Origin of the sequence: Sanguibacter keddieii DSM 10542 (genome assembly GCF_000024925.1) — a bacterium.
In the GTDB taxonomy this organism is placed as follows: domain Bacteria; phylum Actinomycetota; class Actinomycetes; order Actinomycetales; family Cellulomonadaceae; genus Sanguibacter; species Sanguibacter keddieii.
On record NC_013521.1, the window covers coordinates 2,772,869 to 2,788,002 of the forward strand.

Annotated in this window: 16 protein-coding genes and 4 tRNA genes; 9 read left to right on the forward strand and 11 right to left on the reverse strand. The window is 70.7% G+C overall.

All coding sequences use genetic code 11. From position 1 onward, the window contains the following. The first annotated feature begins 42 nt into the window (after positions 1-42). On the forward strand, positions 43-810 hold the full coding sequence (map, locus tag SKED_RS12200) for a type I methionyl aminopeptidase (protein ID WP_012867462.1): 768 nt from the start codon (positions 43-45) through the stop codon (positions 808-810). A gap of 58 nt (positions 811-868) precedes the next feature. On the opposite strand, the gene SKED_RS12205 is transcribed toward map, so the two are convergent. After that, positions 869-1,726 carry a phosphatase PAP2 family protein gene (locus tag SKED_RS12205; protein ID WP_012867463.1) on the reverse strand — a complete coding sequence of 286 codons (858 nt, stop codon included), beginning with the start codon at positions 1,724-1,726 and terminating at the stop codon, positions 869-871. 169 nt (positions 1,727-1,895) lie between these two features. Here SKED_RS12205 and SKED_RS20320 point away from each other — a divergent pair, with 169 nt between their 5' ends. The 3 genes from SKED_RS20320 (at position 1,896) to SKED_RS12215 (ending at position 3,193) form a co-directional block, all read left to right on the forward strand. After that, a complete protein-coding gene (locus tag SKED_RS20320) occupies positions 1,896-2,063 on the forward strand; it encodes a hypothetical protein (RefSeq protein WP_012867464.1) in 168 nt (55 codons plus the stop codon). 186 nt (positions 2,064-2,249) lie between these two features. Then, entirely contained in the window at positions 2,250-2,864 is a 615-nt protein-coding gene (gene orn / locus SKED_RS12210) for an oligoribonuclease (protein WP_425358129.1), read from the forward strand. A 256-nt stretch (positions 2,865-3,120) separates the two neighbouring features. Then, positions 3,121-3,193 (forward strand) — tRNA-His (locus SKED_RS12215). A gap of 91 nt (positions 3,194-3,284) precedes the next feature. On the opposite strand, the gene SKED_RS12220 is transcribed toward SKED_RS12215, so the two are convergent. The 5 genes from SKED_RS12220 to SKED_RS12240 all read right to left on the reverse strand — a co-directional run bounded on the left by SKED_RS12220 (position 3,285) and on the right by SKED_RS12240 (position 5,606). After that, complete coding sequence (locus tag SKED_RS12220) at positions 3,285-3,485, reverse strand: hypothetical protein (RefSeq protein ID WP_012867466.1); 201 nt, start codon at positions 3,483-3,485, stop codon at positions 3,285-3,287. Between the two features lie 238 nt (positions 3,486-3,723). Next, positions 3,724-4,635 carry an ATP-grasp domain-containing protein gene (locus tag SKED_RS12225; protein WP_012867467.1) on the reverse strand — a complete coding sequence of 304 codons (912 nt, stop codon included), beginning with the start codon at positions 4,633-4,635 and terminating at the stop codon, positions 3,724-3,726. Positions 4,636-4,798: 163 nt separating this feature from the next. Continuing rightward, a tRNA-Lys gene (locus SKED_RS12230) sits at positions 4,799-4,872 on the reverse strand. Between the two features lie 169 nt (positions 4,873-5,041). Further along, a tRNA-Lys gene (locus SKED_RS12235) sits at positions 5,042-5,118 on the reverse strand. Positions 5,119-5,237: 119 nt separating this feature from the next. Beyond that, positions 5,238-5,606 carry a hypothetical protein gene (locus SKED_RS12240; protein WP_012867468.1) on the reverse strand — a complete coding sequence of 123 codons (369 nt, stop codon included), beginning with the start codon at positions 5,604-5,606 and terminating at the stop codon, positions 5,238-5,240. Positions 5,607-5,943: 337 nt separating this feature from the next. On the opposite strand from SKED_RS12240, the gene bcp reads away from it, so the two are divergent. The 3 genes from bcp to trmB all read left to right on the forward strand — a co-directional run bounded on the left by bcp (position 5,944) and on the right by trmB (position 7,327). Further along, positions 5,944-6,420 carry a thioredoxin-dependent thiol peroxidase gene (gene bcp, locus SKED_RS12245; RefSeq protein ID WP_012867469.1) on the forward strand — a complete coding sequence of 159 codons (477 nt, stop codon included), beginning with the start codon at positions 5,944-5,946 and terminating at the stop codon, positions 6,418-6,420. A 43-nt stretch (positions 6,421-6,463) separates the two neighbouring features. Then, positions 6,464-6,545, forward strand: a tRNA-Leu gene (locus tag SKED_RS12250). A gap of 17 nt (positions 6,546-6,562) precedes the next feature. Beyond that, the gene (trmB, locus tag SKED_RS12255; RefSeq protein WP_012867470.1) at positions 6,563-7,327 is read left to right on the forward strand and encodes a tRNA (guanosine(46)-N7)-methyltransferase TrmB; all 765 of its coding nucleotides are present in this window, start codon (positions 6,563-6,565) and stop codon (positions 7,325-7,327) included. Positions 7,328-7,415: 88 nt separating this feature from the next. On the opposite strand, the gene trxA is transcribed toward trmB, so the two are convergent. Further along, positions 7,416-7,796, reverse strand: coding sequence for a thioredoxin (gene trxA, locus SKED_RS12260; RefSeq protein ID WP_012867471.1), 381 nt, complete (start codon positions 7,794-7,796; stop codon positions 7,416-7,418). A 135-nt stretch (positions 7,797-7,931) separates the two neighbouring features. Then, complete coding sequence (locus tag SKED_RS12265) at positions 7,932-9,116, reverse strand: DUF418 domain-containing protein (protein ID WP_052293893.1); 1,185 nt, start codon at positions 9,114-9,116, stop codon at positions 7,932-7,934. 392 nt (positions 9,117-9,508) lie between these two features. On the opposite strand from SKED_RS12265, the gene SKED_RS12270 reads away from it, so the two are divergent. Continuing rightward, entirely contained in the window at positions 9,509-10,078 is a 570-nt protein-coding gene (locus SKED_RS12270; protein ID WP_012867473.1) for an NUDIX hydrolase family protein, read from the forward strand. A gap of 36 nt (positions 10,079-10,114) precedes the next feature. Here SKED_RS12270 and SKED_RS12275 read toward each other — a convergent pair whose 3' ends face one another. Both SKED_RS12275 and SKED_RS12280 read right to left on the reverse strand, forming a co-directional pair. Then, positions 10,115-11,218, reverse strand: coding sequence for a DUF418 domain-containing protein (locus tag SKED_RS12275; protein WP_042438028.1), 1,104 nt, complete (start codon positions 11,216-11,218; stop codon positions 10,115-10,117). 56 nt (positions 11,219-11,274) lie between these two features. Then, entirely contained in the window at positions 11,275-12,582 is a 1,308-nt protein-coding gene (locus SKED_RS12280; protein ID WP_143755726.1) for a DUF418 domain-containing protein, read from the reverse strand. A gap of 215 nt (positions 12,583-12,797) precedes the next feature. Between SKED_RS12280 and SKED_RS12285 the strand changes: the two genes are divergently transcribed. Then, a complete protein-coding gene (locus SKED_RS12285; protein ID WP_245534561.1) occupies positions 12,798-13,445 on the forward strand; it encodes a response regulator in 648 nt (215 codons plus the stop codon). A gap of 15 nt (positions 13,446-13,460) precedes the next feature. Here SKED_RS12285 and SKED_RS12290 read toward each other — a convergent pair whose 3' ends face one another. Continuing rightward, positions 13,461-15,107, reverse strand: a complete 1,647-nt coding sequence (locus SKED_RS12290; RefSeq protein ID WP_012867477.1) for an ABC-F family ATP-binding cassette domain-containing protein — start codon at positions 15,105-15,107, stop codon at positions 13,461-13,463. Between the last annotated feature and the right edge of the window lie 27 nt (positions 15,108-15,134).

The following is a 15,134-nucleotide window of genomic DNA, read 5'->3' on the forward strand; positions in this document are numbered from 1 at the left end:
CTCCACCGCCGCCGCAGACCTGCGGGCAGTAGGCTCGGGAGCGTGATCGAGAAGAAGACCCCCGCCCAGATCGAGAAGATGCGCGAGGCCGGCCGCGTCGTCGCCCGCGCGCTCCAGGCCATGCAGGACGCCGCTGCCGTCGGCGTCACGCTCAAGGAGATCGACGCCGTCGCCGCGGCCGTCCTCGCCGACGCCGGGGCGACCTCCCCCTTCCTCGACTACCACCCCGACTGGGCACCCGTGCCGTTCCCCGGCGTCATCTGCGCCTCCGTCAACGACGCCATCGTGCACGGCATCCCCACGGACGACGCCCTCCAGGACGGCGACCTCGTGAGCATCGACTTCGGGGCGGTCCTCGACGGCTGGTGCGGCGACTCCGCCCGCAGCTTCATCGTCGGGACCCCGCGTGCTGAGGACCAGCGCCTCGTCGACGTCACCAAGGCGGCCCTCGAGGCCGGCATCGCCGCGGCACAGGTCGGCAACACCATCGGGGACATCGGGCACGCCGTCGGGAAGGTCGCCCGCAAGGCACGCTTCGGCAACCTCGAGGACCACGGTGGCCACGGCATCGGCACCGAGATGCACATGGACCCCTTCGTCCCCAACGAGGGACGCCGCGGCAAGGGCCTCAAGCTCACGCCCGGCCTGGTCATCGCGATCGAGCCGATGTTCATCGCCGACGGCCACGGCGACTACGTGCAGGACGCCGACGGCTGGACCCTCCGGTCGCCGCGCGGAGCCCGCGCCGCGCACTGGGAGCACACCGTCGCGATCACCGAGGACGGGCCGGTCATCCTCACGGCGCTGTGAGCACGGCCGGTCGGTGCTCGACCGGCTGACCGACCGCCTCCAGACCCCTTCGCCCTGCTCAGCGGGCGGAGGGGTCTTCGCCGTCCGCGCGAGGCGAGTCGTCGGAGCGGGGTGAGTCGTCCGAGCGAGGTGAGTCGTCGTGCCCTGGCTGCTGCCCAACCGGGCTCTGACGCAGCAGCGCCTCCTGCTCCTCGCGTGCCCGTGCGTCCTCCTCGCGCGCCGCGAGGGTGAGCTCCTCGCCGAGAGGGGCACCGACCCCGGCCCCGCGGAACCTGTCGACCGCGACGACGACGCCGAGCGTGACGACCGCGAGGCAGATCCCGGCGAGGACGTCCGTGACGAAGTGGTACCCGAGGTACAGCCGGCTCGCGGCCACGACCACCACGACCACGGCGCTGACCACCGACCACTCGACGAAGAACCGTCGCGTGCGCACCTCGCGCCACAGCAGGTAGCCACCGACCAGGACGAGCGTCGCGGCGCCGATGGTGTGACCCGACGGGAAGGAGAAGGACGACTCGACCCCCGGGACGGTCTGCAGGTCGTCCGCGGGGCGCGGCCGCGCGACCAGCGCCTTGACCGCCGTGGAGATCGCCACCGAGAGCAGCATCGCGCCCACCAGCATCACCGGGTCGCGCCAGCGCCGTGTGACGGCGCCCCAGATCCCGCAGGCGACCGCCACGATCACCGGCAGCACGTAGGGACCGAAGACGGTGGTGATCGCCGTGAACGTCGACGTCAGCCAGTCGTACCGGTGGTCGGCCAACCACTCGAGGACCGGCTGGTCCAGGCCCGACAGGTCGTCGCGCTCGTTCACGGCGTCCAGCAGGACGCCGAAGCCCACCGAGCCGAGCACCACCAGCAGGAGGCCGGGCAGGAGGGCGAGGAGCCGGCGGGACGCGACGGTAGAGGGCATCCGCTGACCTTACCCGCGCCCGGAGGCCTCGGCAGCGGGAGCACAGCGCGGAAAAAGACGTGCGGACCTGGGGCGGGAGGTGGTTGGCTCGTGCCACACCGCGGTGACGTCATGGGGACCAGGAGTCGACACCTGAGCCCGACCCACACGACAGTCACGGAGCACGACCATGCAGCACCTCAACCCTCTCAACCCGACCGTCGACCTCGCGCTCCTCGAGCTCGAGCGCCAGCGGCTGGTCGCAGAGCTCGCCCGACCACGCCGGAGGCCCTACCAAGGACCTCCCACCGCGCGCCTCCGGGCGCGCCTGAACCACCTGTTCCACCGCGACGCGTGAGCGCCGCCACCGAGCCCCGTCGCCCCGGGTCACCGCCCCCGGCGACGGGGCTCTGCCGTGCCCGCGGCGATGCCCGGAGACCTGCGTGCGGACCTGCCTGCGGACATGCCAGCTGCGGGCACGCCGTAGGCTGGACCGGTGGCTAGCACCAGCAAGAACGACCGCATCGTCTGGATCGACTGCGAGATGACCGGGCTCGACCTGGGCGCCGACGCCCTCGTGGAGGTCGCCGCCGTCGTCACCGACTCCGAGCTCACCGTCCTCGGCGAGGGCATCGACATCATCGTCCGACCGCCCGACGAGGCGCTCGAGCAGATGAACGACTTCGTCCGCGACATGCACACCAGCTCCGGGCTCATCGACGAGCTCGCCGCCGGCACGACGCTCGCCGACGCCGAGGCGCAGGTCCTCGACTACCTGCGGACCTTCGTGCCCGAACCCGGCAAGGCGCCCCTCGGCGGCAACTCGGTCGCGACCGACAAGATGTTCCTCGAGCGCGACATGAAGGACCTCGTCGCCCACCTGCACTACCGGATCATCGACGTGTCCTCCATCAAGGAGCTCGCCCGACGCTGGTACCCCCGCGTCTACTTCGCGTCGCCCACCAAGAACGGCGGCCACCGCGCCCTCGCCGACATCCTCGAGAGCATCGACGAGCTGCGCTACTACCGCTCCGCGCTGTTCGTCCCCCAGCCGGGGCCTGACACCCAGACGGCGCGGAGCATCGCGGCCGGGATCGCCCAGGACTCGGTGTCGGGGACGCTGTCGGTGCCGACGAGCTACAAGGTCGCGAAGGGCTGAGCGGTCTGGCGGTGCCCGGTGCACGCGACATGCTTGCAGCCGCTGTCGAGGTTGACCTGCGTCACAGTGCGCGCAGCCCACGGCCGAGATCGTGCGGATCTTGGGCCCCTCCCGTGGGGTTCGGGACAGCGCGCGGCCCGTCCGTGCAGGTCGGTGTCGCGGAGCACCCGAAACACCAGGTAGGATTCTCAACGGTTCGGTACGCCGGACCACGTGGTCTCGGAGGGCCTGGAGACAGACCCGACAGAGTCGCATGGTGGGTATAGCTCAGCTGGCAGAGCACCTGGTTGTGGTCCAGGGGGTCGCGGGTTCAAGTCCCGTTACTCACCCCGTGCAGAAGGCCCCTCGCGCAAGCGAGGGGCCTTCGTCGTTCTCGGTGGTTGCCGAGACGGAGCCCGTGGTGCCGAGGCGAAGACTTGCTCAGCTCTCTTCGAGGACCTGCACGACGGCCCCCTCCAGCTCGGCACGAGACCGGCCCGTGAGCAGGCTCGCAGCATCCACGACCGCCTCAGGGACCTGGTCGAGACGACGTGCCTGCGTGAAGAGCCCTGGCACCTCGGGGACCTCGACCGCCCACCACCCTTCGGAGCGGGCGCAACGCGCCGTCAGCGTGGTGTTCATCGTCCTCCGCCCCGCAGTGACGACCGGAACGCACCCTCGCCCTCTCGCGAGACTCTGGGACGGTAGGCGGTATGGATGACATCAGACATACGTCCATATTGCCGCATCGCCCACCGTCTTCCGAAGTTCTCCCGTCGGAGCGGCGAAAGAGACCGCCGGCGCGACAAGCAGAGAAGCGCGGCAGCGACCCTCAGGTCACCGCCGCGCCTGTCGGGCACAGCCGGTCGTGCTCGGGGCGTCAGCCCTGCGTGGCCCGCGCGGCGATCGCGTCGGCGAAGCGCTCCAGCGCACCGGGAGACTTCGCGAGGAACAGCGAGGGCTCGGTGAACTCGAGCTCGAGGAGGATGGGCTCGCCGTCGTCGCCGGGCAGCATGTCGATGCGTGCGTAGAGCATCGTGGCGGCAGCGTCGCCGAGGATCTCGCGGGCGGCCTCGAGGGCGCGCTCTGCGAGGGCCAGCTGGGCGTCGGTGGCCTCCGTGGCCCGCATGATCTCCTCCTGGTAGAGACCCTGCGTGGGGCGGTGTCCGCGCGAGAGCATCGCGTTCTTGCGGACCGCGTGCGAGAAGGTGCCCCCCAGGTAGATCAGACCGGTCTCGCCGGCGACGTCGACCTGGTTCTGGTAGGGCTGGACCATGACGTGACGGCCGGAGCGCAGCAGGTCGCGGGCGTGCAGGATCGCCTCTCCGCGGGCCTTCGCGGTGTTCTCCTGGTAGCGGGCCGTGTCGCGGGCGCCGGCGCTCACGGTCGGCTTGATGACGTAGTCACCGTGGGCCGGCAGACGGGTGTGGATGGCCTGCGAGGTGAGGTGGCGGTTCGGGTCCAGCCACAGGGTGCGGACGATGGGGATGCCCATCTCCCCCATGGTCTTGAGGTAGTACTTGTCGGTGTTCCAGGCCAGGACCTCGGCGTCGTTGACCAGGTGCCGGACGCTGCGCGCCCAGGCGATGAACTCGTCCTGGCGCTGCGAGTAGTCCCACGTGGAGCGGACCACGACGAGGTCGAAGGAGTCCCAGTCCACCTCGGGGTCGTCCCACACCGCGGCGACGGCGTCCAGGCCGCGCTCGGCGAGCGCACCCAGCAGCGGGGTGTCGTCGGGGTCGAGGTCCGGGAGGACGGAGCAGGTCGCGAGGGCTACACGGGTGGTCGGCACTCCCCCAGCGTACCGACCAGAGCGGGCGAGAGGGCGGTCGACGCCCGGAGCCGTGCCGGCTGTCCGTCACACACGCCCCGTCAGACGCTCCGGGTGGCCTGGTCGACCCGCGGACGGCAGGTACGAGAAAGGGCCCGAGACTATCGTCTCGGGCCCTTCACTGTGCGCCGTCAGGGACTCGAACCCCGGACCCGCTGATTAAGAGTCAGCTGCTCTAACCAACTGAGCTAACGGCGCGCGTTGAGAACTCTAGCAGCCTCTGGGGGGCGTCCGTGACCACCCAGCGCCAGATCGGGCCAAGAGTAACCAGCGCCACAACGCGATCCTCTTGGCAGTCTCAAGAGCGGCACGCATGCCCCCGGAGACGACTCAAGGCGCCTACCCGGAGGTAGACGCCTTGAGTGTGTGGTGCGCCGTCAGGGACTCGAACCCCGGACCCGCTGATTAAGAGTCAGCTGCTCTAACCAACTGAGCTAACGGCGCGCGGTGAAAACATTAACAGCCTCTGGCACCAGAGCGCCAGTCGGACTGTCTGCCACCCAGGACAGCGATCGAGCGGGATCTCAGATCCCGTCCGCCGCGCTCTGGACAACGGTGCAACCTTACTCCACGTCGCGGCGTGGTCCGTCCACGTCCGGACCCGGACCGTTCGGGTTGACCAGGTCGATCATCAGCGCCATCGGGATGCGCTCCTCGACCAGTCGGGCGAGCAGCCCGCTGATGTCGGGGAGGTCCGACACGTCGATCTCCGGGGCGTCGGCGACCGGTGCCTCGTGGGCTGCGCGGGAGGGCTGCGTCGGGTGCGCGGGCACGACCGTCCGCAGGCTGGCAGACGTCTCGAGGACAGCAGCGGCTGCCGCGACAGCGTCGGGGTCGGCGTAGCTGGCTCCTGGGACACGTCGCGGGAGCGCAGTGCTCCGGGCGCCCGCGTCGGGGCCTACCTCGGTCGAGCGAGACCGGCTCGTCAGCATCTCTGCCACCTTCCCCACGCTGGAGTTCCCTGTCAGCCCACACAACACCAGAGCGGGCCGGGCCGCAACGGGCAGTTCTGCCCATCCACGACCAGGGAGCCGCACATGTGCGGCCGACCACCATTCTTCACCGCGAACCTGGGTCCCGCCTGGGCGACGCGCGCGACGACGTACGTCGTGCGCGTCACTCGTCCCCGCGGTCTGGAGGGCGGTCATCCCCGTGATCCCACGGCCGACGGGACGACGGTGAATGGTCAGAGGCAGGGGTCGGACCTGCCGCGTAGGCTGACCGGCGACGCACAGCACGCCGCTCACCCGGCCGACCTCGAGGAGCACCATGACGACCCGACTCGCACCGACAGACCTCGCACCCGAGTTCTCCCTGCCCACGGCCGGCGGAGGCACGATCTCCTCGGGCGAGCTGCGCGGGTCGCGCGTCGTCGTCTACTTCTACCCGGCGGCGAGCACCCCGGGGTGCACCACGCAGGCGTGCGACTTCCGCGACTCCCTCGCCTCGCTGACCGGCGCCGGCTTCACCGTCGTGGGCATCTCCCCCGACCCCGTCGCCAAGCTCGACACCTTCGTGGCCAACGAGCACCTCACCTTCCCGCTGGCCTCCGACGAGGACAAGGCCGTCGCGACCGCCTTCGGGGCGTACGGCGAGAAGAAGCTCTACGGCAAGGTCGTCACCGGGATCATCCGCTCGACCTTCGTCATCGACGCAGAGGGTCGGATCGAGCTCGCGCAGTACAACGTGCGGGCCACCGGTCACGTCGCCAAGCTGCGCCGAGACCTCGGTATCGACGCCGCCTGAGACGGGTCGCGGGGGTCGGACGGCGACGTAGACTTCTCCGCGAGCGCGAGTGGCGTAATTGGCAGCCGCGCCAGGTTTAGGTCCTGGTGTCTTCGGACGTGGGGGTTCGAGTCCCCCCTCGCGCACTGGCAGACTTCTGCCCATGAGCACTTCCCCACGGCCGGCTGACGCGCCGGTCGAGAGCACCCCGGACGACGACCTCCCCGGGGGCAGGTACCGGGCGCGCACCGTGTCGTTCGTGCAGCGTTCTGGTCGCCTCAAGGACCGTCAGCAGCGCACGTGGGACGCCCTGGCCCCGCAGTTCGTCGTCGAGCCTCCGCGCTCTGGCGGTCGGACGTCGGTCGACCCGGGCTACGTGCTCGACGCCGCCGAGGTCTTCGGGCGCTCGGCCCGTCTGGTGGTCGAGGTCGGCTCGGGTCAGGGCGAGGCCGTCGCGCACGCAGCCGCCGAGTCGCCGGAGACCGACTTCCTCGCGGTCGAGGTGTACACCCCGGGTGTCGCGCAGACGCTCCAGCGGCTGCGCACCTCGGGGTCCACGAACGTCCGGCTGATGCAGGCGGACGCCGCGATGGTGCTCGGGACGACGATCGCCCCGGCCTCGGTCGACGAGCTGTGGCTGTTCTTCCCCGACCCGTGGCACAAGTCGCGGCACACCAAGCGGCGCCTGGTCACCCCGGCGTTCGCGTCCCTCGTCGCACGGGTGCTGCGTCCGGGCGGCACCTGGCGTCTGGCGACCGACTGGGCCGACTACGCCCGCCAGATGCGCGAGGTGCTCGCGGCGTCCGAGGAGTTCGACGTCGACCTCGACGCGCCGCGCTTCGCAGGGCGACCCGTGACGAGCTTCGAGCGCAAGGGCACCGAGAAGGGCCGCGACATCGCGGACCTCACCGCGGTCCGGCGGGCCTGACAGCCCCGGGACGCACGACGGCCGGCCCAGGGAGTCCTGGGCCGGCCGTGGTGCGTGCGACGACGCGAGGGCGCGTGGCGCCCGTCGGTCAGAGTGCGGTGCCGCCGCCAGCGCCCTGAGCGGCGATCTGCGAGCGGACCTCGTCCATGTCGAGAGCCTTGACGGCGTCGACGACCTGCGCGAGCGCGGGTGCCGGGAGGGCACCGGGCTGGGAGAAGACGAGCACGCCCTCGCGGAAGGCCATGAGGGTCGGGATCGAGGTGATGTTGGCAGCGGCAGCGAGGCTCTGCTGGGCCTCGGTGTCGATCTTGCCGTGCACGATCTCGGTGTTCGTCTCGGACGACGCCTCGAAGACGGGCGCGAACTGGCGGCACGGGCCGCACCAGGACGCCCAGAAGTCCACCAGGACGATGTCGTTGTCCTTGATGGTCTGCTCGAAGGTGTCCTGCGTGAGTTCCTGGGTTGCCATGGGGTTCCTTCCACCGGTGGTATGCCTCGTAGGACAATACTGCGGCCTGTTCTATTCCCGGCGCGCGCCGAGAAGGGTCCGCCCGCTCGACCCAGCACCGCTCCGACAGGCTGCGTCCTGGTGCGTGGAGCGATCTCAGCCGCTGGGCTCTCGACGTGCGCGCGCTCGGGGTCGGCCTCCGTCACCGGTGATCGCGCGGTAGCACCAGTGCCAGAACATCTCGAAGGGACCACGGCTGAACCGTCGGAGCCAGAGGTTCGCGAAGACCACGAGGACCGCCGAGATGCCGACGAACAGTGCCCAGGTGGCGTATGTCGCCTCGAGGGCCGAGAGGTCGACGGCGCTGACGAGGGTGTGACTGAGGGCCACCCCGATGATGTTCTGCAGCATGTAGCAGCTCAGCGCCGTCACGCCGACCCCGGCGAGCAGCCGTCCGGCCCGCCCGACGGGACGGTGCTGGTAGAACTCCGCGACGGCCGCGAGAAGGCCGAAGGCGATGACCGGGGCGGCGAGATACCGAGCCATCGGGTTGGCTACGTCGAGGCCGATCCCGAGGACGTCGGAGCGGAGGACCTGCTCAGCGGGCATCCCGACCCCCAGGCCCACCACCATCAGCCAGCGACGGAGCCGCCGGCCCGAGGGCTCGAAGACGCCCTCTCGGTAGAGCCGGGCACCGAGCAGGAACATCGCGATCCCCATGACCACGATCGCGCTGAACTCGGAGTCGAGGGAGAACCCGTCCCAGAAGCTCGAGAGGTTGCCTCTCACACCGGCCCAGTAGCCTCCTATCTCCCCGGACGGCGGTGCCAGCGTCCTGCCGGGCACGTCTGCGGAGTCCGCCGACATGCCCACCCTGATCCCCTGCCCGTCCCGTGTCAGCGTGCTCGCCACACCGTTCCAGAAGGTGAACGGGACGTGGACCGCGACGAACACCGCCGCGATCCACAGCTGGACCCGCTCGCTCGTCAGGAGGAGGAACGCCACGACGAACCCCGTGACCGCGTAGGCCCGCAGGACGTCGAACTGGACCACCAAGACGTAGTTGAGGACCCCGTCGAGGAAGAGCAGCCCGGCACGTACCGGGTACGTCCCCGGCCACCGACGTCCTGCCCTGCGGGCGGCCTGGCGCTGGATCTCCAGCCCGATGCCGAACATGATGGTCAGCAGGCCGAGGAACTTCCCGTTCGAGAGCGAGTTCACGACACGGTGCAACCACGGGAGGTCGCCGGCCTCGTCGAGCGCCACGAAGCCGGACGTGAACAAGAAGATGTTCGTGGCCAGAGTCCCCAGGATCGCGATCCCCCGCAGCACGTCGATCACGGGATCTCGTCGCCTCGACGGCGCGGCGGTTTCCGGCTCTGGACTCGTCGGCACCTCAGGTACCCGGTCCGCCCTGCGCCTCCCGGAGGTCCCTGCTCTCATGACGACATCTCCTCTGCTCCACCGCGTCTCGCTCGGTCACCTGGTTCCACGGTCGGTGGTGACCGCCGAGGGTGAGAACCCGCCACGTGGCCTGAGCACCCCCGCCACCTGGCTGGACCGTTCCCGTCGTCCAGGCCCTGCCACACGGTCGACTCCCCGAGTCTCCGAGGCGCGCGGGGCGGCCCCCTCTCGTGGGCTCGGGCGGCGCCTGCGTTCGCCCACAGACGATCGGGCCCTCGAGACCCCTCGCCCGCTGGCGATCGGTCGGCGCCGCGGGGTACAACTGCTGGGTGACTGACACCGCGGACTTCCCTCACGACCCGTTCGACCCCGAGGACTCGACGCCGGCCGGCTGGCTGAGCGAGCAGGAGCTCACGGGCGCCCGGTCGCACCTGCCCCTCGTGTACGTCGACGCCGTCCCTGTCCGCGTGGACGACTCCGGTGACGTCGTCGCCGTCGGGCTGCTGCTGCGGGTGTCCCGGACCGGTGTGATGACCCGCGCGCTGGTGTCCGGCCGCGTGATGTACCACGAGCGCCTGCGCGACGCCCTGCTGCGCCACATCGAGAAGGACCTGGGCCCGGTGGCCCTGCCGCAGATCCCGTCGTCGCCCCAGCCCTTCACGGTCGCCGAGTACTTCCCGACCCCGGGCGTGACCGCGTACTACGACGCCCGTCAGCACGCGGTGTCCATGGCGTACGTCGTCCCGGTCACCGGTGACTGCCGCCCGCAGCAGCACGCGCTCGACCTGGCCTGGCTCACGCCCGAGCAGGCGTGCAGCGAAGAGGTCCAGGCGGAGATGTACGGCGGGCAGGGCACGCTGCTCAAGCAGGCGATGGCGCACGTCGGGCGCCTGGCCTGAGACCAGGGCACGACGTGCGCCCCGCAGGGCCTCGTCTCACGTGCGGGTGATGGTGCGGTAGCACCAGCTCCAGAACAGCTCGAACGGGCCTCGCCCGAACCGGCGCAGCCAGAGGCCGGAGAACACGACCAGGAAGCCCGAGATGCCGAGGAACAGGGCGCCGGTCGCAACCAGAGCCCCGACTGGGGAGAGCTCCACCGCCGGAGCCACGGTGTGGGAGAAGATCACGCCGAGGATGTTCTGCAGCATGTAGCAGCTCAGCGCCATCGCTCCGACGTCGGCGAGGCGGCGCCCCGACCAACCCACCGGCCGGTGCTGGTACACCTCGGCTACCAGAGCGAGGATCCCGAAGGCCACGACCGCCGCAGTCCCATATCTCGCGGAGGCCTGGACGGCCACGAGCGGGAGATCGAGCACCTGAGCCCGGAGCACGAGGTCCACCGGCAGGGCGACGAGCAGACCGACGACCATCAACCACCGCCGGAGGACTCGGCCCGCGGGCTCGAAGACCCCGGCACGGTACAACCGTGCCCCCAGCAAGAACATCGCCACCCCCATCACGACGATCGTGGTGAACTCGGACCCGGGCGAGAAACCGACCCAGAAGTTGTCGAGCACGTTCCTCACCGTCGACCAGTACCCACCTGAACCGACGTCGGCGGGCGCCATGCTCTCGTCCCCCGTCATGGATCGATCGACGCCCGTGCCCTCGACGTTGATCACCAGCAGCCCGACGTGCAACGCGACGAAGAGCGCCGCGATCCACAGCTGGACCCGCTCGCTGGTCAGCAGGAGGAACGCCACGATCAACCCGGTGAACGCGTACGCCCGCAAGACGTCGAACTGGATCACGAAGACGTAGTTGACGACACCGTCGAGGAACAGCAGACCAGCGCGCACCGGGTACGTCCCCGGCCACGACCTGCCTGCCCGGAGCGCGGCCTGACGCTGGATCTCCAGCCCGATCCCGAACATGATCGTCAGCAGACCCAAGAACTTGCCGTTCGGCAGCGACGACACGAGCTCGGTCAACCAGAGCGGCTCGCTCTCCCAGGACTCCAGCCCGACGGTGAAGATCCAGATGTTGCTGGCCAGCGTCCCGAGGATCGCGATGCCACGCAGCACGTCGATAGCCGGCACCCTCCGTCTCGCTCCGGTACGGGGTCCAGGTGTGGGACCTGGTTCGCTCGTGGGTCTCATGACCGCTTCTCCTTCCCTGTCTGCGGATCCAGGCTGGCGGGTGCAGCGTGTCGCACGGCTTCGTCTCGGGTGCGGGTGATCGTGCGGTAGCCCCAGTTCCAGAACAGCTCGACCGGGCCTCGGTCGAACCGGCGCAGCCACAGACCGGAGAACACCACCAGGAGTCCTGCGAGGGCGAGGAACAGGGCGAGGGTCGCGTACTGGGCACCGGGCGCGGAGGGGTCCACCAGCGCGGCTGCGGTGTGGGAGAAGGCGACGCCCAGGATGTTCTGCAGCATGTAGCAGCTCAGTGCCATCGCACCGACGTCGGCGAGCCGGCGCCCCCACCACCCCACGGCACGGTGCTGGTACACCTCAGCCACCAGCGCGAGGATCCCGAAAGCCACCACCGCCGCAGTCCCGTACCGCGTGAAGCCCCGGACCGGCTCGTGCGGGAGGCCGAGGACATCGAGCTTGAGCAGGACCTCCAGCGGTAGGGCGACCAGCAGACCGACGACCATCAGCCACCGCCGCTGCACACGACCCGAGGGCTCGAACACCCCCGCACGGTAGATCCGTGCCCCCAGCAGGAACATCGCCACACCCATCACCACGATCGTGGCGAACTCAGAGCTGGGCGAGAAACCGGCCCAGAAGTTGTCGAGGGTGTCCTGCACGTTCGGCCAGTATCCATAGCTGCCGGGATCGAGACGCCTGGTGCCCTCGTCGGGCGCCGCGCCACCCGAGCTCTCGGGGCGCTCGGCGCTCATCACCATCATCAGCGCGACGTGCAGCGCGACGAAGAGCGCCGCGATCCACAGCTGGACCCGCTCGCTGGTCAGCAGGAGGAACGCCACGATCAACCCGGTGAACGCGTACGCCCGTATGACGTCGAACTGGAACACGAAGACGTAGATGACGACACCGTCGAGGAAGAGCAGACCAGCACGCACCGGATATGCGCCCGGCCACGACCTGCCCGCCCGTCGCGCAGCCTGACGCTGGATCTCGAGACCGATCCCGAACATGATCGTCAGCAGACCCAAGAACTTTCCGTCGAGCAGCGACTGCAGGAGTGCTGCGGGCCACGGGCCGGGGACGAGCCGCGTCATCCCCGGCGTGAAGATCCAGATGTTGGCGGCCAGCGTCCCGAGGATCGCGATACCACGCAGCACGTCGATCGCCGGCACCCGACGGGATGCCTCGGGTGCGGGGCTCGGCTCAGGACCTGGGCGTGCGGGTGCAGGGCTCGCCTGACGTTCGCAGTCCACGTGCGACGCCTTGGCGCGCCAGCCGATCCGTCGAGGTGGGTTGGTCAGGCTCATCACGGCTTCTCCTCTGCGGTGCGTCGTCCCGGGCTGCCCGGCTGGGCTCTCACCGTGGGCCGGTTCGCAGCGGGCGGACCACCCGCCAGGTGGCTGCGAGGACCCCGCCACCTGGCCGGAGTCGTCGCCTCCGCGAGGCCTCACACCGCGGTCGATAGCCTGGTCGGGCGGACGATCGGAGATCTGGACGAGGGGCGGTCTGCATGGTGGCACGGGTGGTGGTTGTCGACGACGAGGTGCTCGTGCGCGCCGGCTGCCGGCTGGCCCTCGCCGGAGACCCGGACCTCGAGGTGGTCGCCGCGGTCGACGGGCACGAGGCGCTGCCGACCATCACGACGTCACGACCCGACGTGGTGCTGCTCGAGCTCCGCCTCTCCACCCGAGACGGGTGGGAGCTCCTGACCGACATCGTCTCGATGGACGACCCGCCCGCTGTCGCGGTCCTGACGTCCGCCGGGTCCCGGGAGCACGTCGGCCGGGCGCTCAGCGCCGGGGCGTCCGGGTTCCTCGACAAGGGCTCCGACCCACGCCGGCTGCCCGCCCTGGTCAGGTCCGTCGCGGCTGGCGGGGTCGTCCTGTCCCCTGCCGCGTCCCGACGGATCGTCGAGCATCACCTCGGCTGCGCCGACGAGGCCGCCGTGCGACGTCTCACCTCGCTGACCTGCCGGGAGCGTCAGGTCCTCGCGCACCTCGCGACCGGCGCCTCGAACGTGCAGATCGGTGCGGCCTTGCACCTGAGCCGAGGGACGGTCAAGGACCACGTGAGCGCGATCCTCGCAAAGCTGGGGGTGGCCAGCCGGCTCGAGGCGGCGCTCGTCGCCGATCGAGGCCGCCGGAGCAGGCGGGACGCTGTGGCGGCCTGAGGGGCTGAGCGCGTCCTAGAGGTCCAGGCGCGGCCAGTCGTGCAGGTCGTCCTGCATGCGACGGTCGTGCGTCGCGACGACCACGGCGGCCGACGTGCTGCGCAGCGCCTGGGTGAGGTCGTCGACGAGGTCGATCGACAGGTGGTTGGTCGGCTCGTCGAGCAGCAGCACGTGCGGGGCGGCGAGCAGCGCGCACGCGAGGTCGAAGCGTCGTCGCTGGCCGACCGAGAGCTCGGCGACGGGCCGGTCGAGGTCCTCCTCCGACAGGACGCCGAGCATCGCGACCGGGACGACGTAGCTCGGGTCGAGGTCACCCGAGGCGAGGAGCTCGAGGGCGAGCGCCGCGTACTCGTCGAAGCAGGTCGGGGCGTGCCCGTCGGCGGCCGGCGTGCCCGTGCGCCGGACGCCCTCCTGGGTGACCACGCCGATCCTGGACCGCGACAGCGCGGTGCGGTAGCCACGGTCCAGGGGCACCGTCCCGGCCAGGGCGCCGAGCAGCGTCGACTTGCCGGCGCCGTTGGCACCGGTGACCAGCAGCCTCCCGGCGGCGGGCACGACGACCCGCTGCCCGGGCAGGTCGAGCCGGGCGGGACGGCCCTCGCCGCCGTCGACCCGCGGGTTCCGGACCTCCACGACCGGGTCCCCCGCTCCCCAGGTCGGCTCCATGGACGGCAGGTCCGGGAAGTGCAGCGTCGGTGGCGGGGGCGGGACCTCGACGGCCTCGGCCTCGAGCTTCTCGACGAGGCGGTCGGCAGCCTTGACGTGGATCCTGGCGCGCGTCCCCCGGCGGTTCTTGTTCGACCCCTTGGGCGGGCGCCACTCGTCGGAGAGACCCTCGTACGACTGGTCGAGGCGCTCCGCGAGCTGGATCGCCCGCTTGCGCTCGGCGCGGTACCGCTGGCGCCACCGGTGCAGCGCCTGGTTCTTGGCGAACCTGTACGACAGGTACCCCGGCTGGCCGTAGAGCACGGGCTTGCCGTCGATCGACGGGTCGAGGTCGAGGATGGCGGTCGCGACGTCGTCGAGCAGCTGGCGGTCGTGCGTGACGATGACGACTCCCCCGGTCCACGCGGTGAGCTCCCGGGTGAGGAAGCCGATGCCGTCGCGGTCGAGGTGGTTGGTCGGCTCGTCGAGGAGGAGCAGGTCGGCGCGGCCGGCGAGGCGGCAGGCGAGCCGCACCCGGAAGCGCTCCCCGACCGAGAGGGTCGCGAGCGGTCGCTCGAGGTCCCGGCACGCACCCAGGCGTGTCAGGGCGACGTCGACCCGGCGCTCGGCGTCCCACGCCGCGAGGTGCTCGACCCGTGCGAGGATGTCGGCGAGCTCCCCGAGCCGTGCCCCCTCGTGGTCGAACTCCGCGCTGGCCCGGTCGAGCTCTGCGGCGGTCCGGCGGACGTCGGCCAGCGCCTCGTCGACCAGGTCCCCGACAGTCTGCCCGTCGAGCACCACGAGCTCCTGCGACACCACCGCGAGCGTGCCGTCACGGCGGACCTCACCGCCGGCCGGGGGCACCTCACCCGCCAGGAGACGCAGCAGCGTGGTCTTGCCGGAGCCGTTCTCGCCGACGACCGCGAGCCGCTGGTGCGCGCTCACCCGGAGCGAGACGTCGGTCAGGACGGGCCTGCCGGGGTAGCCGAAGGAGAGGGAGTCGCAGACGAGATGCACCCGGCCACGATACGTCGCGGGTACCGT